Below are 17,923 nucleotides of genomic sequence, written 5' to 3' on the forward strand. Positions count from 1 at the left end.
CTGATAGGCAACTGGCTACAGTGTTTTGGGGAATCTAATGCAGACCTACATAAAAAACAGACAAGCCCTGCTCCTCTACGGCCAACGGTCATGGCAAGGAGCCTATTGATGACACTTCAACATCTGCTGCGCGGCCTGGCGGTCAGTTGCCTGTTGGCGTCTGGCTTGTCTGTCGCCGCAGAACCTGGCTTGAGCGTGGATGAAATCCGTGTCGGCATGGTCAATGCGCAGAGTGGCCCTGCCGCGGCGCTGGGGTTGAGCATGCGCAACGGCACACAGGCCTACTTCAAACGCATCAACGCTGAGGGCGGGGTGCACGGCCGGCGCATCAGCCTAATCAGCCTGGACGATGGCTACGAACCCAGCCGTACCGCCGCTCATACACGCGACCTGCTCAGCACGCAGCAGGTATTTGCGTTACTTGGCTATGTAGGTACGCCCACCTCACGCGCAGCGCTGCCACTGGCCCTGCGCGCACAGGTGCCCTACTTATTCCCCATTACCGGGGCGCAATTTCTACGCACCCCGACAAAGCCTGGCGTCTTCACGATTCGCGCGTCAAATATCGACGAAACCGAGCACCTGGTCGAGCGCATGACTCAGGACCTCAAACTCAACAAGATTGCCATCCTGATGCAAAACGACTCTTACGGCGAATCAGTTAAAAGCGGCCTTAACGGCGCCCTGCTCAAACGTAACCTGAAGATTCATGCGCAAGCCCTTATCCAGCGCAATTCACTCGATGTGGCCGGGGCTGTTAGGGCGCTGCAAGCTACGCAGCCGGAGGCGATTATCTTTGCTGGCACATACCGGCAACTATCAGCAGCCATCAAGCAGGCCAAAGCGTTGAACTTCAACACGCGCTTTATTGGCGTCTCGTTTATCGGCACGGCGGGGTTTATCCGTGAGGCGGGCAAAGACGGTGATGGGGTTTATATCAGCCAAGTTGTGCCCTCACCCCATGACACCTCACGTGCATTGGTGCAGGCCTATCAAGCGGATATGCACCCCGGCAGCTTTGATCACTCCTCATTGGAGGGCTATATCGGGGCGGCGGTATTTACCCAGGCGCTGCTTAACGCCGGTGCACAGCCTACTCGGCAAAGTTTCCTCGACGCGCTCGAACACATGAACACCGACCTCGGCGCGTTCGAGATCGCGTTTTCACGCACAGATCATCAGGGCTCAAGTGCGGTATTTCTTACCCGTATCGAGAATGGCCAAGCCGTACCCGCCACGACCATGCACTAGCGTGCGGTCAGTTGCTCCTGGAGCAAGTCCGCCACTGGCAGGGCTACGCCAAGGCGGCTGAGGTTCCAGTAGTGGCCCTCCAGCGTGCGATTAACCAGCAAGGTCGCGGGCGCCGGTTGCAGGCTACCCAAGGCACCGAAAACGTCCGGCAACAGCTTTTGCACCTGCTCATGCAACGGCTTCGCGGCAAAATCCCAGTGCACTCCAGGCTGTACCAGCGGCCCGAGCAAACCATGCAACTGGCGGTAAAAACCATAGGGGATAGTCGATTGCGGCTGGCGCGTACCGAGTGCTTGAAAGGCCCGCTCCAACTGCTCGCCATCACGCGCCTGCAATGCCTTGTAGGTTTGCACGTAAGCCGCCAGTAACGGCGCAGACAGGGCCTGTACACAGCCAAAGTCATACACCACCAACTCACCGCTAACCGTGTAGGCAAAATTACCCGGATGCGGATCGGCATGCAGCAGACCCAGCTCGAAGGCCTGGGCGCTCAGCCAGCGCACCAGCGTCAAGGCCAGCCGCTCACGCACTTCGGCACTGGCCTGGGCAACTTCGGCAAAGGGTAAACCGGGCTCCTCGCTGAGTGCCAATACGCCAGGGCGGCAGAGGTCTTCCTGCGGCTGCGGCAGGCGCAAACCTGGCCAGTCGGCGAAATGCGCGCGAAATGCCTGCAAGCGGCGCATCTCCGCCGGGTAGTCGAGCTCAGCCGTGATAACTGCAGCCAGCTCCTGATGCAGCCCCTCAAGCTGCGCGGCCGGCGCTCGGAATAAACGCCCCAGCGGCAACAAACGCTTTAGCTGCTGCAAATCGGCCTGGCAGATTTCGCCGATGCCTGGATATTGCACCTTGAGCACCAGCGCCCGTCCGTCCAAGGCCACAGCGCGGTGCACTTGACCTAAGGAGGCCGCCGCAAAGGGCTGCTCGTCGATACTGAGGAAGAATTGCCCCAAGTCCGCGCCATACACCTGCTGCAGATGCCCGCGCAGCGCACTGAAGGGTAAGGCCGGTACGCGGTTCTGCAGCGAACTCAGTGCACGGGCCACTGGCTCAGGCAGCACACCTTGCCATTGCGAGGCCATTTGCCCCAGCTTGAGAACCGGGCCTTTCATTTCACCCAGCACATCCGTGAGCAACGCCCCCACCGGCTGCCAGTCAACTGCACGGCCGGGAAGCAGGCGCTGGCCCAGCACGCTGCCGCCAATACGCGTGGCAGTGCCCGCCAAGGTGAGAAAACGCCCGAGCGCGGAAGCGGAAGGTGGAGTGGCGGGAGGCTTGGGCATGCGGTAATTCTCATCGAGACGAAGCGCGATCATGCACCTGCCAACCTGCGCACACCAGCCGCATCGGCCCAGCTGCTCACCACTAACTGGACGTTATACGCAGCTCGATGACTCCCCCCGTATGGGTGAGTGGCAGCACAGCCTAACCCGACTACCCTCTGCAGTTTTTCAGCGCTAAAGCTAACAGCATGACTGCCTCTTTGCCGCAACGGCTCTACCTCTGGGAGCGCCGTACCCTCTACCTCGGCCCTTTGCATTCTCCAGCAAAGCTGTCTCTCGCCGCATCGCGGTTGCTGATCGGCCTGCAGGGCGATATCCGTTTCCGTCACCGTTCGCAGCAGCAAGACTCCACCTCGCGCAGCCTGCTGCTGCCGGTGGGCTGGCAAGGCACGATTGATAGTGGCCGACTGGGCGTAGCGGACTGTCACCTGGACGTCACCGGCCTCGATCATGCCGTACTGCGTCAACTGGCCAGCCGTCAGGAGCAGGCCGCCTATTGCGACCTGAGCAACGAGCGCCTGCTAATCAATGCCTTTGACACTGTCAACCACGGCCAGGCGCGGCCCGAGGTCTTGTACCAACAACTGGACGCTTGGCTGAACCCACCCGAGCTGGTCGCACGCGCGGCCTTTCGCTGCGACCCGCGCATTCTCGCTACCCTGCAACGGATAAAGACCAGCACCCAGGAAAACCTCAGCGTCGACAGCCTGGCCCAGCAGGTCGGGCTTTCCACTTCACGCCTGGTCACGCTGTTTAAGGAGCAGATAGGCATACCGATTCGCCGCTACCGCCTTTGGTATCGGCTGTTTCTTTCGACTCAGCGTATCGCCTGCGGTAACAGCGTCACCTCTGCTGCGCTGGAAGCGGGCTTCGCCGATGCCGCGCACTTCACTCGCACCTATCGCGCCATCCTCGGCATCCAGCCTTCGGCACTTGTTCGCCCCAGCGCCGGGCTGCAAGTTTTTGTCGAAAATGTCTCGGTAAAGACAGTCAATTCATTCAAGCCCTAGGTCTATCGAGGGGTTAGCTTGATGGCAGGTCACACCAGCGCCGGCAGCAATCTGTGCGTTAGCGGACCTGCCCAACAACAATAAAAAACGCCTGGAGACACCATGCCTTCTCTATCGATCAAAAGGTCCAACTTAGCCCTGTGTGCTGCCTTACTGCTGGGCAGCAGCGCGGCCACCGCCGCGTTGCCCCCTGCCAGCCCAGGTGCCGACTCGGTGTGCTCCTACACCAGCGGCCTCAGTTCCACCGGATACTCATCTGCGCGGGTGTCCTACCCTTGCGGCCTGAGCGCCAGCAGTTATGCGGCCACCACATTGACCGGTGGTTACAGCAACACCAAGGAACAAATGTACTGGCTGGCCGACCACCTGAGCAGCCACGGCTATATCGTCATCACCATGACGCCGAAAAATATATTCGGCACACCACCGGGCTGGCAGACCGCCCATAAGGCCGGCATCAGCAAGCTCAAAGGGGAAACCGCACGCAGCAGCTCGCCGATCTACCGTAAGGTGGCCACCGACAAACTGGGTATCATGGGCTTTTCCATGGGTGGCGGTGGCGCGCTGTTGGCAGCAGCCGACCTCAAAACTGAGATCAAAACGGCTATCCCCCTTGCCCCCTACCTCGGCTTCAGTTCACCCAACTACTCGAACATCAGCGCCAAGACCCTGATCCAGGCCGGCGCCAACGACACCGTTTCCTATCCTTCGGTGGTCGCCAGCTACTACCAGTCAATGCCGACCAGCGTCACCCGCGCGCTGACCACCTTCAGAAGCGCCTCGCACCTCGACTGGATCAATAGCGGCAATGCCACCCGCCACGCGCGCTTCAAAACCCTGATCACCGCCTGGATGAAGCTGTACCTGAATGGTGACACTGCCTATGCCACCTACTTGGACGGCGCCGCGCACAGCGAACACCTGGCCGAAGACTGGTTCACCCGTTTCGAATATGTGCGTTAAAGCACGGGCATAGACATCAGCTCTGGCGTAATCCGCGGTTAATTAACTGCGGATTACCGGGCATACCGTTGCTACCAGCGCCCGACCAGACACCTCATGCTCCCAAGGCAAAGCGCTTGTCTAAACCGCTATACCCCATGCCCACGCCCTTATGCACTTTCAGCTGCACCGGGATGCGCTCCTTGAGCGCCTCGACGTGGCTGATCACGCCAATCATCTTGCCGCTGGCATTGAGGTTATCCAGAGCATCCAGGGCCACCTCAAGGGTTTCACCGTCGAGGGTGCCAAAACCTTCATCGAGGAATAGCGAATCGATGCTGGTTTTATGGCTGACCAGATCCGACAGGGCCAGCGCCAGTGCCAGGCTGACCAGAAAGCTTTCCCCGCCCGACAAGGTTTTAGTGTCGCGCGCAGCGTCGGCCTGCCAGGTGTCGATCACCTCCAACTCCAGCTCGCCACTGCTGCGCCGCGCCAACTGGTAACGGCCATGCAAGCGCGCGAGCTGCTGGTTGGCCAGGTAGACCAGGTGATCCAGGGTCAGTCCTTGGGCGAACTTGCGGTACTTGGCGCCATCGGCTGAGCCGATCAGGCTGTTGAGCTGCTGCCAAAGATCGTAGTCAGCCTGTTTGGCGCTGATAGCCGCGAACAGGCTTTGCTGGCCCTGGCGACGTTCGTCATCGCCCTGCAGCTGGGCGCGAACTTCGCCCTGACGTTGAGTCAGCGCTCGCAACTGCGCAGCCAAGGCCTGCAACTGCTCATCCAGCTGTTCAAGGCTCAGCGCGCTGTGCGGCAGCGCCTGGAGCTGCGCCAACTGTTGCGTGCTGGACAGAGCCAAGGCGTGGGCCTCGGTCAGGGCTTTTTCCAGACGCGTTTTGAGCTCGCTCAATTGCGTTTGCTGCTCGTCACTGAGCAGCGCCGCCAAGTAGGCCGTCTCATCGTTAAAGGGGCTTAGGTTGAGTGCTTCGAGCCAAGTGTGTTGCAGCTGAAGCAGACTTTTTTGCGCCTGAGCCAGCAACTCGCTAAGGGTCTGCTGCTTACCCTGCAAGGCGCTGACCGCCTGCACGCTGCTGTCGTAACCCGCTTGAGCGGTCAGCAAACGCTCACCTGCATCCGTCGCTATTGGCAGCGCAGACTCGGCAGGCGCGGCTTGTTGCTGCAAGCGTTGCTGCCAGAGCGCGGCAACATCCTGATTGGCCAGCAGGCCGTGCTGCTCATCGCGCAGCTGTTGCGCAAGCTCGCGGAGTTGCTGCTGTTGCTGCTGCCACTGCGCCCACTCCTGCTCACGCTGGCGCAGCCAGTCATCGCCCTGCTCCGGCACGCTGTAACCGAACTGCGCCAACACCTCTGCCAGCTGCGCCTGCTGCTGGCGCTGTTGTTGCTGTAGGTGTTGCAGCTGCGCCGCGATATCGTTCTGCAGGCTCTGATTGCTCTCCTGCTTACTCAGCAGCAAGGCCTGCTCACTACTCAGCGCCTGCCGGCTTTTTTCCGCCTGCTGAGTCGCCGCGCGTGCGCTATCGAGGGCCAGCTTGTGTTGCTGCAGCTGGGCCAGGCGCAGTTGCAACTGCTCCACCTGCTGCACATGACTTTGCTTACAGACTTGCAGCGCCGCTGCATCGGCTAGGTCCTGGCCAAGCAGCGCGCATTGCTGTTGCCATAATTCGGCCTGTTGCCCACGCTCCTGCTCCAGACGTTGCGCCTGCTGGCGCTGCTGATCGATCCGTTCGCTAAGGGTCGCAACGCCACTGCGTAAGTTTTCGCCCTGCTCGCCCAGCGCCTTCAGTTGCTCGCGCTTGACCTCCAGCGTGGCGGCGGTCGCCGAGCTATCCAACGCCTGATACGCCGTTATCGCCGGGTGTTCCAGCGAGCCACAGAGCGGGCAGGCTTGCTCGGGCTGCAACTGCTCGCGGTATTGCTCCAACGCTTGGATGCGCTGCTCCTGCTGCAACAGGGTTTCCTTGTCGCGCACTTGCTGCTGCACATCGCGGTACTGCTCGCGCAGGCTGACCAGGGCCTGGTCTTGGGCAGTCTTTTGTTGTTCTTGCTCCAGCACGTCACTGCCCAGCTGCGCGGCTTGCTTGGCTAACGCCTGGCGCTGCTGGGCAATCTGCTCCAGACGCTCCAGCACATGCCCTTGGCCGACCAGACGCTGCCAGTGCTCATTCAAGGCGCTCTCAGATTCACCGGCCAGTAGCTGCTCCAGCAACGCCGTTTGCTCACGCTCAAGCTGCTGCGCCGAGGCAAAGGTCGCATCGGCCTCAGTCAGCTGTGTTTGCAGCTGCTGCAGTTGTTGCGCCAGTTGTACGCCGGCGTCCTGTTGTTGCTGCTGCCGGGCCAATTGCTCAGCGAGCGACATGGCCAACTGGCTACGCGCGGCAAACTGCTCACGCCAGACGCCCAGTTGCTCACCCAACTGAGCACGCTGCGGCTGTTGCTCCAACTGCGCTTGCACGCGTTGTTGCTGTTCGCTGAGCTGGGCAATTGTGGTCTGCCTGACCGCCACCAGCTGCTGGCTGATCTGGCTGGCTTGCCAGACATACTCGGCCACCTGCTGCTGGGCTTGCAGCTGAGCATCGGCAACGCTGTGTAACTCTTGCTCGCGCTGCACACGCTGTTGCTGAGCCTGCTGCCAAGCCTGATGCACGGGCTGTAATTTGAGCGCTGGCGCGCTGTCGGCCAGTGCCTGCAACTGCGGCTGAGCCTCCAACAGGGCTTGCCGCGCCCGTTGCTCCTGAGCTTGCGCCTGCTGCTGCTGACTGAGCGCTTTAGCCAGATCAAGCACCTGCTGGCGCTGTTGCTGGCCGTCCTGATGCTGGCTGCTGAGCGCTGTTTCCTGTTCGCTTAGCTGCGCCGCTTCAGCCTGTAACTGCTGGCGCTGCTCATCGCTCAACAACTCAACGCCATCGGCGCGCGCGCGCAGCTGATCGAGGCTGACTTTGGCCTCACGCGTCTGCTCAAACACCCGCTGGGAAATCTGCCCGTAAATGTCGGTACCAGTCAGCTCTTCCAGCAGCTCGGCGCGCTGGTTGGCATTGGCCTCAAGGAACGCCGCAAAACCGCCCTGGGCCAGCAACATGGATTTGGTAAAGCGCTCGAAATCCAACCCAGTCAGGCGCTCGGTTTCGCGCAGCTTCTCGTTGATCTTGTCGGTGACAATCTGCCCATCAGCCGCTGCCAGCTCGACCTTGGGCGCTTGTAGCGCACCGTCGGCCTTATCGCGGGCGCGACGTTGACTCCAGAAGGCGCGATAGCGCACGCCCTTGACCTCAAACTCGACCTCGGCCAGGCAATCGGCGGTGTGTCGCGTCATCAACTCATTGGCACTGGCCGATACCGTGCTCATGCGTGGCGTGCGGTGATACAGCGCCAGGCAGATGGCATCCAGCAACGTGGTCTTACCCGCACCGGTCGGCCCGGTGATGGCGAACAGCCCGTTGTCTTTGAAGGGCTCAGCCGTGAAGTCGATCTTCCACTCACCCTTCAGCGAGTTGAGGTTCTTCAGGCGCAGGCTGATGATTTTCATGCGTCGCCCTCGCGCAGCTCACTCACCACCTGCTGATACAGCCCCAGCAGCTTGGCCTGCTCGGTCTCATCCAGCACTTCACTGCTCAGGCGTTGAGCGAACACCTCTTCCACACTCAACTCATCCAGGGTTTCTTTGGCTTGGCCTTGCAAGCTAGCGCTGGCATTGCCGCGCTCACGGCGGATGCGCAACACTTCGACTGGCAGCCCCTCGCACAACGCGGCTATGCGCAGCTGCAAATCGCTTAGGTAATCGTCGGTGCCCACAAGCACTTCCAGCCAGACCGGTTGCTGCGCAGTGCCTTGTTCGGATGCCTCCTGGATTGCCACTTCAAGCTCCTTGAGCGAGCCGCGCAACGACAACAACGGCTGAAAGCGCGGCACTGGCAAGACTGTGATTTGGCGCAGACCACTGCTATCCAGCTCGACCAGCAGCACTTCTTTTTGCTGCTTGGCCTCATCGAAGCTCAGTGCAATCGGCGAGCCGCAGTAGCGAATATGCTCCAGCCCACCGACCCTCTGTGGGCGGTGGATATGCCCGAGGGCGATATAAGCCGCCGGCGGAAAGGCGCTGGTGGGAAAAGCCTCCAGGCTGCCGACATAAATCTCACGCACCGAATCACTGGCGCTGGCGCCGACGGTGGTCAGGTGGCCGGTGGCAATAATCGGCACCTCGCCACCCAGCTCACCACGCTTGGTTTCGGCCAAGGCATAGAGGTTTTGATAATGCTGCTGAATCGCCTGCTGCAATGACTGCTGTTTATCCTGCGCGCTCTGCCCGGCCTGACTGAGCAGCACATCGCGCGGGCGGATAAAGGGAATGCCGCAAAGCAGCGCGCCGACTGATCCGTCGCGTCGATGTAGCGCCAGCAGTTGCTCATCCAGCTGCTCGCAGACGCCGGGAATCACCCGCGTACCGAGTTGCGCCAGCAGGGTTTTACTCTCGCCGAGCATGGCCACCGAGTCGTGATTACCGCCGAGCACCACCAGCTCGCAACCGGTGGCGCGCAGCTCGACGATAAAGCGGTTGTACTGCTCGCGGGCATAACTGGGCGGCGCACCGGTGTCGAAGATATCGCCGGCAATCAACACGGCATCCACCGCCTGCGCGCGCACCTGTTCAATCAACCAATCGCAGAAGGCCTGGTGCTCGGCCTGACGGGTCTTGCCCATAAAGTGCTGGCCGAGGTGCCAGTCGGAGGTGTGCAGGATTCGGATGGGCTGAGTCAAAAGGTCCAATCCTTAACCACCATATGGGTCTTCACCTTTTGCATGCCGGGGAAATTTTCGATCTCACCGCGCACCTCGCTAAAGCGCTGCATCGTGGGGGCTTCGATATACACCAACATGTCTGTCTCGCCGCTGATGCCGCTGCAGCGGCGCACTTCGGGGAAAACGCGCATCAACTCGACATAGTGCTCGCAGCGCCCACCGCTATAGAACAGCTCCAAGTAGACCTTGATCGCCGCCTCGCCAGGCATCGCGACCTGGGCGTGGTAGCCGCTGATTACACCGTTGATTTCCAGCTGGCGAATCCGCTCGCTGACGGCCGAACGCGACAGGTTGACCGCACGGGCAATCTGACTGACCGGTAAACGCGCATCGGCGCGCAACAGGGCGAGTATCTGTTGATCGAACTTGTCCACGGAGCTTTCTCGGAAAAAGGTAATTCGACGGCCAATTCCGTCACTTTGCCGGATAACGCCGACGCTTCTACAGCGGCGCTTTGCAGGGCGGAGCCCTACCATAGCCGGCAAAACGCCAGAGCATACAACATGAGTCGTCTGAACCAGGAATTGGGCCTGCTGCAAGGGATTGGCCTGCTGAGCACCTCGCTACTCGGCACCGGAATTTTCGTGATTCCAGCGCTAGCCGCCACTGCGGCGGGTGAGGCGTCTCTATGGGCCTGGATGCTACTGATCGCCCTGGTACTGCCGGTGGCCTTTACCTTTGCCCAACTGGGGCGGCGCTTCCCACATGCAGGCGGCGCACCGCACCTGATTGGCCGGGCATTCGGCCCACGCATGGAGCGTCTCAGTGCCTGGCTGTTCCTCGCCGTACTACCCGTGGGTTTACCGGCTGCGCTAAGTATCGCCAGCGGCTTCTGGCAGGCAGTATTCGAGCTAAGTCGCGGGCAAGCGCTGGCTATTCAGCTGGCCACTCTGGCCGCTCTGTTTTTCCTTGGGCAACGCCCGACCAAGGCTTCCGGGTTGATTCAAGGCGCTATCGCGGTGGCGATTATCGGCACCATTGCGCTGATCTGGTGGGTCGGCGATTTACCTGTCAACAGCCAACCCTTGTTACCGCCCATTGAGGGCGCCTGGCCGTTGCTGCCGGCCGCGCTGGGCGTAATGTTCTGGTGCTTCGTCGGCATCGAAGCCTTTACTCATATGGGCGAGGAGTTCAAGAACCCCGAGCGCGACTTCCCCCTGGCCTTGCTGTTCGGCGTGTTGCTGGCGGGGCTGGTGTACTGGGCCTGCTCGGTCGCGGTGCTGAGCTTCCAGGCTTATGGTGACGTGCAAACGGACGCTGCCTCGTTGCCGCGCCTGCTCGATCTATTGCTCGGCGAAAAAGCCCGCAGGCTGGCCGCCACAGTCGGTTACCTGGCCTGTTTCGCTTCAATGAACGTGTACATGCAGGGCTTTGCCCGGCTGATCTGGAGCCTGGCCGACGAAGGCAAGCTGCCGGACAGCCTGGCCCAGCGCAACCGCCACGGCGTACCGGCGCGCGCCCTGCTGCTGGTGATACTCAGCTGCGCCCTGTGCGCCAGCTTGGCCAGCGTGCTCAACCTGACGGTGGATGACTTGATCCGCTATGCCAACGGCAACTTTGTGCTGATCTATCTGCTCAGCATGGCCGCCGGCTGGGTGTTGCTGCGCGGCATCTGGCGTTGGCTAGCCGGTATAAGCGCCCTGCTGTGCATGCTGGTGTTACTCGCCCTGGGTATGGATGCATTGTATGCCCTAGGGCTGCTGGCACTGCTCACAAGCTTCAGCTTTTTGCGCCAGCAATACAGCCGGACCACTACCCCCAGGCACACATAAACGCCCCTACTTGGTTGGCACTACACCCCGCAAAATCAACCGCCGCCGTTTCTTGCGGCTGGTTGTCTGGTGTTTGGCGATATCATAGAGATGATTGAAACGCTCCTTGTCGACCCCCTCATAGGCTTCCAGAGCAGCCCTTACCAATTCGTCGTAGCGCGCCTCGCTGATGTATTCCCGAACAAAGCGGAAGTAGAAGAACCCGAACTGGAAGCCTAGTGCCTCAGCAAAGTGCAGAGGCATGCCGATATGGCAATTTTCCAGATCGACGACGCGTAGCTGCTCAGGCTGAGCTGGATTGAGCATGATGTTTGCCAACCACAGATCAAGATGAAAAATTTCTCGCTCATGTAATTGTCTGAACAGATCGAAACAACGAAGCAGGAAAGACTCGATGTCAGTACCGGGAACCTGCACCCAATCCATCCCATTGACATGACCATCCAGCATTTCACTGATCAGGAAAAACTCTCGCACAAGTCCTCGCCCTCGGCGCTGGTACCCAAAACCGGCTACCTGAGGAACCGGAGCGCCACGGCGGTATGCCTCGACGCTATTACGCAGCTCGGCAACTAGCCAGGTTTGCCCGCCATCGGATCGTTGCAAACCGAAACTCGCGCGAAGGCGCGAGGGCAAACTGTCGATTTTCTGGGTCTTGACGAAGAAGCGAGAGCGAGAACCGCTGAGACAACGCGTCAAGCTCCCACGCAATGGCTCATGGCCGCGCCGCCCTAGCAAATCAGCTATAGGCGACAAGATGTCTGCGCAAGCTTCATCCCGTACATGCAGGGTCAGATCCCGCAGCCGCGCCTGATGGTTAAAAATCCGTTTATATGCGCCCAAATACTGCATAACCGCCCCTTTTTAAGAAGCGCAAGATAGCCATGCACCATTAATCGAGCAACGAAATTTTCACACTTGTATCTTTCTTGCGACATACGACAATCCTCTACAGCTCATTGAAAACAGAAAATAACTTCCGGCTATGCTGTCCCCTAGACATTACAAGGACAGACCATGCGCCGCATTTTTCATGACCTGAAAATTCTCATCCTTACTAACCTGTGGCTGGTACCGGTCATTGCCGGCCTGGTCGGTGCACTGTTCTATTTCGTCGCCCCGCCGCCACCTATGCATGCGCGCCTGGCCACCGGTAGCGAAGGCGGCGGCTATCACGCGCTGGGGGTGCGCCTGCAGGCTGAGCTGGCGTTGCAGGGGTTCACCCTGGAGCTCGTGCCAAGTTCCGGCTCAGAGGACAACCTGAGCAAACTCACAGCTGGCGAGGTCGAGCTGGCTCTCGTTCAGAGCGGCCAAGAACTGACGCTGGATGATGAACAGCGCGACAAGATTTTCGGGCTCGGCGTGATGTACCGCGAGCCGTTGTGGTTGTTTCTAGCCAACGAGGTGAAGTTCGAACGCTTGGCTGACCTGATGCAACTGCGCCTGGCTATCGGCTCACAGGGCAGCGGCACCCAGGCGGTGACCGCCGCCTTGTTCGCGGCTAATCGCATTGAACCGGCGCAATACCCCACACAGTGGCAGCAACTGGGAGGCCGCCGCGCCGCCGATGAGTTGGTGGCTGGCAATCTGGACGCGGCTTTCTTCATCGGGCCGGCGGAAAATGTGCTGCTGCAGCACCTGGCCGCCGAACCGACAATACACCTGGCCGGCCTGCGCCGCATTGATGCCTACCTGGCGCGCCTGCCCTACTTGAGCCAGCTGCAGGTTGGTGAAGGCATGCTCGACCTGGCCCACAACGTACCGAGCAGCGACATCGCTACCCTCGGCCCAGTCGCCACCCTGGCCGCCGGCGAAGGTTTTCATCCCTCGCTAACCCCACTGATTCTGGAAGCGGCCAAAACCGTACTGAAAAATGGCAGCCTGCTCGACCCGGCCGGCAGTTATCCGGCTCGGCCACCGCTGTCGCTGCCGATTCTGAATGAGGCCGAGTACTACTACGCCAAGGGCCTGCCGATTTTGCAGCGCTACCTGCCGTTTCGCATTGCCTCGCTGGCCGACCGCTACATCATCCTCGCCATCCCGCTACTGGTGCTGCTGTTCCCGCTGTTCAAAGCCATCGGCCCGATCTACCAATGGCGTATCCGTGCGCGTATCTATCGCTGGTACAAGTACCTGCGCGAGATTGACCAGCAACTGTACAAGGGCGACCTGCCCAACGATCTGAGCGCCGAGATCGCCCGCTTGGAAAAACTGGAAGACGAGCTGGCGCGGGTCGAAGTGCCACTGTCTTACTCCAACGAGCTATACCAGCTGCATATGCACCTGCGCTACATGATCGAACGGTTGCAGGCCCTGAAGCAGCGCCAGCTGAGCACCGGCGCCTAAGAGCAAGGCGCGTAGCTTGCCTGAGGCGATTGCGTGGCCACAAAAAACCCCGCCAGCGCTAAGCACTGGCGGGGTTTTGGGTTCAACTGATCACTTGATCCAGTGCTTGCCCCAGTGGGTGATGTCGTAGCGCTGCACACTGCGCGCCATACTCTTCTCAGCCTTAGCGGCTTCGATTTGATCATCGACCGCTTTCGTAGAGGCCGACAACCAACTGGTCACAAAGGCCATGGCATCGCCATTGATCTCCAAGGCGCGCTGCGCGATGTTGTTCAGATCATCGCAGCTGTCGTGGTAGCAAGGATCAAGTGCAACCCCCGCCGTACCTCCATAAAGGTTCGCCTGCTCAGGGGTTTTCAGTACCTCTGCCCCCGTAAACAACCCGCCAAAGGCGATGCCGTCCTGGAAGAACTGCGCGTAATCAGAACGGAAGGTGATTTCATCACCCTCGGACGGTAAACCGCGCAATTTGTAGTACTCCTCGAACAGTTTTTCGATGGCTGCAGAACCGGGCGGGCCTTGTAGGCCGAACGCAGAGCCGTCACCGTCATAAATGAAGTAGGCGAAGTTTGGCGAGGCGATCATGTCGAAGTTCAAGTAAGCCTTGATCTTGCTCTTCTGCTCTGCGGGCAGCTGCTCGACATAGTAAGTAGAACCCACCAGCCCCGACTCCTCAGCACCCCACCAGGCGAAGCGCAGCTTGTTCTTCGGCCGCACCTTTTGCAGCTGCAACGCCAACTCCAGCAACGCGGCGCTGCCTGAAGCGTTGTCGTTGATGCCTGCACCCTCATATACCGAGTCAAGGTGAGCCCCGGCCATCACCACATTGTTGGCATTGCCATGGCGGCTCTCAGCGATAAGGTTGAAGGTCTGTGTGCGCTCACGCACTACATCGGCCAGCATGCGCACCTGCGTCTCTGCGCTTTGCGCCAAACCAACACCGACATCATAGGTGGCGAAGAAGGCTGGAATGCCGCCGGCATAGCTATCGCCCAGGGTGGCGTTGAGCAAGCCTTTTCGGTCTTCCGTATTGCCCTGATTGAAGATGATTACCCCTGAGGCACCAGCCGCAGCGGCGTTCTCCACTTTCAGTTGGAAATTACAGGTGCCGCGCTGCAGCAAGGCAATTGAGCCAGAAGGAAAATCGACAAAGTCCTCGGCTTCACAGCCACTGCTCGACAGGTTACCTGCACCCAAGGCGATATCGACAGCAGCCACCCGCGCACTGACATCACCGTCTTCAGTTTGCGACAAGTAGGTGAAGTCCACCTCCCACTCGAACTGCGTCGGGGTAGGTGCCAAGGCTTGCAGCTCGCCTGGCCCTTGTGGGTAGTAAGCGGTGAAGGGGAACGGCTGAACTTCAACCCGATAACCGGCGCCTTCCAGGGTGGATTTCACGTAATCGATCGAGCGCTGGTAGCCGGGCAGACCTGCGGCGCGGTTGCCGCCGTTGGCTTGGGCAATGTCCTTGAACATTTGCAGGTGGATGGCGGTGTTACTCGCCTGCATACAGCGCGGTAACCCAAGGGCCGTGCTATTGAGCAGGCCGAAACGGCATTCCAAAGGTCCCAAGCGCGTCGGGCTCCAAAACGCATTAAACAGTTGGCTGCTATTTTTGTTCGACTCGGCGAGCACTTGACCCGAGACCGCCGCCAGTAGGCTTGCGACCAATAAACCGCTTTTCACAGTCTTGTTATGCATGTTGCCTCCAATCCATATATGGAGCTTTTTAGGTGCGGCAGCGCTTGTGACACCGCCGCGATACGTCCTTTTACTGCGTCGTGTGGACGCTAGATAACCTAGACGTGGATATTCATCTTCGCGAACTGATATCTACAAATTTCTTGAAAATAAGAACTTATCGACGAACATAAGAGTAATTGGCCAGCATTTGGCCATTAGCTTATTGAATTCCACAGGCCGGTTTCAGGAGCGTGAACAGCCCCGTGTAGCGCGCGAACAGATGGAGAGAGCCCCGTACTCAGGTAAACTCTGTGCACATTTTGTAGATCGGCTCCGTATCGGCCTCGCCAATAACCGAGGAGCCATCACACGCCCTGCGACTGACCTGAAGACCTACCCCATGCCGATCCGCCACTGCATCGTCCACCTGATCGACAAGAAGCCCGATGGCACGCCCGCTGTGCTGCATGCCCGCGACACCGAGCTGGGCGCCTCGCAAGCCATCGAAAACATGCTCGCTGACCTTAACGAGAGCTATAACGCCAAACAGGGCAAAGCCTGGGGTTTCTTCCATGAAGAGTCCGGCGCTTACCCGTTCAGCGGCTGGTTGAAAGCTTATCTGGATGAGAGTCAGGATTTCGCCGCCTTCAGCCGCCAGGCCGTGGAGCAGCTGCAAAAGCTGATGGAGGAATCCAACCTGTCCACCGGCGGCCATGTGTTGTTCGCCCACTACCAGCAAGGCATGACCGATTACTTGGCGATTGCCCTGCTGCATCACAGCGAAGGCGTGGCAGTGAATGATGCGCTGGACGTGACCGCTGCCAAGCACCTGGACCTGAGCCAGTTACATCTGGCGGCGCGGATCAACATCTCCGAGTGGCGCAATAACGCCAACTCCAAGCAGTACATCTCGTTTATCAAAGGCAAGAACGGCAAAAAGGTCTCGGAATACTTCCGCGACTTTATCGGCTGCCAGGAAGGCGTCGACGGCCCCGGTGAAACCCGCACCCTGCTCAAAGCCTTCAGCGACTTCGTCGAAAGCGAAGACCTGCCCGAAGAAAAGGCTCGCGAGAAGACCAAGACCCTGGTCGGCTATGCCAGCAGCCAGGCCAAGCTGGGCGAGCCAATGACCTTGACTGAGTTATCCGGCTTGATCGACGAAGAACGCCCCCAAGCTTTCTACAACCATATCCGTAATAAAGATTACGGCCTGTCTCCGGAAATCCCTGCGGACAAGCGCACCCTCAACCAGTTTCAGCGCTTTACCGGTCGTGCCGAAGGCTTGTCGATCAGCTTCGAAGCACACCTGTTGGGCTCGAAGATCGAGTACGACGAAAGCAGCGACACCTTGGTGATTCGCAATCTGCCAACGCAGCTCACCGACCAGTTAAAACGTCGGAAAAACTGAGCCATCACCACACAGCAAAACGCCCGGCAATACCGGGCGTTTTGCTGTGTAACGCAAGCGATTAACTAGCCTTGATCGCAAACCCCATGCGCGGGAAGTGCACATGCACGGTGCCGGCGCGCGGGTCTTCGCGACGCAGGATCAGCTCTTCGCTGCCGCAGAACACCAACTCGCCTTCAACCGCATCAACGCCATAGTCGATGGCGGAGATCGCCACCTGCTGACCAACAGCAAAACCATTCGGATCAGCCAAGGCTGCACTCGGCAGCGCTGCCGGGGTGGCATCACGGGCAATGCTGATGGCCTCTTCCCCGCTCATGTCGCTGAACGAGCCATGGCCAAAATCCAGCACGCGCGCCAGCCAGGTGGCTACAGCAGGGTAGGCATCAACCAGCGGCGCCGTCACCGGCGTACCGCGCAGGAACCACAATGAATGCGCCATGGCGATATCCGCCAGCGATGCTTCACCAAACAGGAAGTCACCTGGTTCGCGCTCAAGCTGCTGCTGCAAGCGCGCCATGATCGTCGGCCACTGATGCTTGGCCACTTCCAGCGGCACACGGGTGGCCAAGCCGCCGTTAAACAACGTCGAGCGGTCGGCAATAAAGGTCTTGAGGATCTCAGGTGGCAATTTACCAAAACGTGCAGCGACCGACTCAGGCTGGAACACCAGGCTCACGGCATGCAGAAACACCTGCGAGTCGGCCCACTGGGCAAACGAGGCGACGTTGAATGCCTGGCCTTCTGGCAACAGTGCAGGGGTGCTCTTTTCTGCTTCCAGGCGCTGGGCAATCAACGCGCTGTCGCAGTAGATATCCGCGCCGATCTGCAGCACAGGCGTTTTGCGGTAGCCGCCGGTCAGCGCGGTCAGATCGGGTTTGGGCATGATCGGCGGGATCATCACCGAGCGCCATGAGAGCTGCTTGAAACCGAGCATCAAGCGCGTCTTCTCGGCGAAGGGCGAAGTCGGGTAATGGTGCAGGATCAACTCGTGCATGGCAGGCTCCGCAAGGTTTTGGGGTAGACATGCAGCTTAACCGCGCCGACGCTATCGGCCTACCCGCTCAGCCTGATGGTGCGTTATCAACCACGGCGATAACAGGCGCGGAAGCGACCAGCACCTCTTTAGCAGCCTTGGTCAGGCCTTTGATGGCCCGCTCACGGCGCAGCGCATCGCCTTTGCCGGCACAGGCTTCGATATACACCAGCGCCTGAGCGGGGCTTGAGTGAAAGAAGCGCGCACCTTTGCCGCTCTGATGTTTGCTAAAACGCTTGTGTGGGTCGTCGCTGATGCCGCAATACAAGGCACCATTGGCCGCGCGCACCAGGTAGACAAACCAGGCTTTGTTTGGCGCAACCGTCAGTTCAGCAGGTGAATCGGACATCAGGCCAATCAACCAATAATGGACAAGACCGCGA

Annotated in this window: 14 protein-coding genes; 6 read left to right on the top strand and 8 right to left on the bottom strand. The window is 59.7% G+C overall.

Annotation, left to right across the window (positions count from 1 at the left end):
• Window positions 1-108 precede the first annotated feature (108 nt).
• Window positions 109-1,251: an ABC transporter substrate-binding protein gene (locus D8779_RS02520; protein WP_167492520.1), complete on the top strand. Its 1,143-nt coding sequence runs from the start codon at window positions 109-111 to the stop codon at window positions 1,249-1,251.
• On the opposite strand, the gene D8779_RS02525 is transcribed toward D8779_RS02520, so the two are convergent.
• Complete coding sequence (locus D8779_RS02525; protein WP_240789672.1) at window positions 1,248-2,564, bottom strand: ABC1 kinase family protein; 1,317 nt, start codon at window positions 2,562-2,564, stop codon at window positions 1,248-1,250. The genes D8779_RS02520 and D8779_RS02525 overlap by 4 nt on opposite strands.
• Before the next feature lie 155 nt (window positions 2,565-2,719).
• Between D8779_RS02525 and D8779_RS02530 the strand changes: the two genes are divergently transcribed.
• Window positions 2,720-3,541, top strand: coding sequence for a helix-turn-helix domain-containing protein (locus D8779_RS02530; protein WP_136662891.1), 822 nt, complete (start codon window positions 2,720-2,722; stop codon window positions 3,539-3,541).
• 102 nt (window positions 3,542-3,643) lie between these two features.
• Complete coding sequence (locus tag D8779_RS02535) at window positions 3,644-4,504, top strand: poly(ethylene terephthalate) hydrolase family protein (protein WP_136662892.1); 861 nt, start codon at window positions 3,644-3,646, stop codon at window positions 4,502-4,504.
• Window positions 4,505-4,598: 94 nt separating this feature from the next.
• Here D8779_RS02535 and D8779_RS02540 read toward each other — a convergent pair whose 3' ends face one another.
• Genes D8779_RS02540 through D8779_RS02550 form a run of 3 tightly spaced genes read right to left on the bottom strand, consistent with a single transcriptional unit; the run spans window position 4,599 to window position 9,669 of the window.
• The gene (locus tag D8779_RS02540; RefSeq protein ID WP_136662893.1) at window positions 4,599-8,024 is read right to left on the bottom strand and encodes an AAA family ATPase; all 3,426 of its coding nucleotides are present in this window, start codon (window positions 8,022-8,024) and stop codon (window positions 4,599-4,601) included.
• Entirely contained in the window at window positions 8,021-9,241 is a 1,221-nt protein-coding gene (gene sbcD, locus D8779_RS02545; protein WP_136664412.1) for an exonuclease subunit SbcD, read from the bottom strand. Before sbcD ends, D8779_RS02540 begins: the two co-directional genes overlap by 4 nt.
• 8 nt (window positions 9,242-9,249) lie before the next feature.
• Complete coding sequence (locus D8779_RS02550; protein WP_136662894.1) at window positions 9,250-9,669, bottom strand: Lrp/AsnC family transcriptional regulator; 420 nt, start codon at window positions 9,667-9,669, stop codon at window positions 9,250-9,252.
• A gap of 129 nt (window positions 9,670-9,798) precedes the next feature.
• Here D8779_RS02550 and yjeH point away from each other — a divergent pair, with 129 nt between their 5' ends.
• On the top strand, window positions 9,799-11,067 hold the full coding sequence (gene yjeH / locus D8779_RS02555; RefSeq protein WP_136662895.1) for an L-methionine/branched-chain amino acid transporter: 1,269 nt from the start codon (window positions 9,799-9,801) through the stop codon (window positions 11,065-11,067).
• Window positions 11,068-11,073: 6 nt separating this feature from the next.
• Here the strand turns inward: yjeH and D8779_RS02560 are convergent, their stop codons facing one another.
• Window positions 11,074-11,919 (bottom strand): lipopolysaccharide kinase InaA family protein, encoded by an 846-nt coding sequence (locus D8779_RS02560; RefSeq protein WP_136662896.1) that lies wholly within the window; start codon window positions 11,917-11,919, stop codon window positions 11,074-11,076.
• 165 nt (window positions 11,920-12,084) lie between these two features.
• Between D8779_RS02560 and D8779_RS02565 the strand changes: the two genes are divergently transcribed.
• Window positions 12,085-13,413, top strand: coding sequence for a TAXI family TRAP transporter solute-binding subunit (locus D8779_RS02565; RefSeq protein ID WP_136662897.1), 1,329 nt, complete (start codon window positions 12,085-12,087; stop codon window positions 13,411-13,413).
• Window positions 13,414-13,503: 90 nt separating this feature from the next.
• On the opposite strand, the gene D8779_RS02570 is transcribed toward D8779_RS02565, so the two are convergent.
• Window positions 13,504-15,114 carry a M28 family metallopeptidase gene (locus tag D8779_RS02570; RefSeq protein WP_136662898.1) on the bottom strand — a complete coding sequence of 537 codons (1,611 nt, stop codon included), beginning with the start codon at window positions 15,112-15,114 and terminating at the stop codon, window positions 13,504-13,506.
• A 382-nt stretch (window positions 15,115-15,496) separates the two neighbouring features.
• Between D8779_RS02570 and yejK the strand changes: the two genes are divergently transcribed.
• On the top strand, window positions 15,497-16,504 hold the full coding sequence (yejK, locus tag D8779_RS02575; RefSeq protein WP_136662899.1) for a nucleoid-associated protein YejK: 1,008 nt from the start codon (window positions 15,497-15,499) through the stop codon (window positions 16,502-16,504).
• Window positions 16,505-16,565: 61 nt separating this feature from the next.
• On the opposite strand, the gene D8779_RS02580 is transcribed toward yejK, so the two are convergent.
• Both D8779_RS02580 and D8779_RS02585 read right to left on the bottom strand, forming a co-directional pair.
• Window positions 16,566-17,501 carry a glutathione S-transferase family protein gene (locus tag D8779_RS02580; RefSeq protein ID WP_136662900.1) on the bottom strand — a complete coding sequence of 312 codons (936 nt, stop codon included), beginning with the start codon at window positions 17,499-17,501 and terminating at the stop codon, window positions 16,566-16,568.
• A 67-nt stretch (window positions 17,502-17,568) separates the two neighbouring features.
• Complete coding sequence (locus D8779_RS02585) at window positions 17,569-17,889, bottom strand: GIY-YIG nuclease family protein (RefSeq protein ID WP_136662901.1); 321 nt, start codon at window positions 17,887-17,889, stop codon at window positions 17,569-17,571.
• Window positions 17,890-17,923 lie beyond the last annotated feature (34 nt).

Source organism: Pseudomonas leptonychotis, from assembly GCF_004920405.1.
Taxonomy (GTDB): domain Bacteria; phylum Pseudomonadota; class Gammaproteobacteria; order Pseudomonadales; family Pseudomonadaceae; genus Aquipseudomonas; species Aquipseudomonas leptonychotis.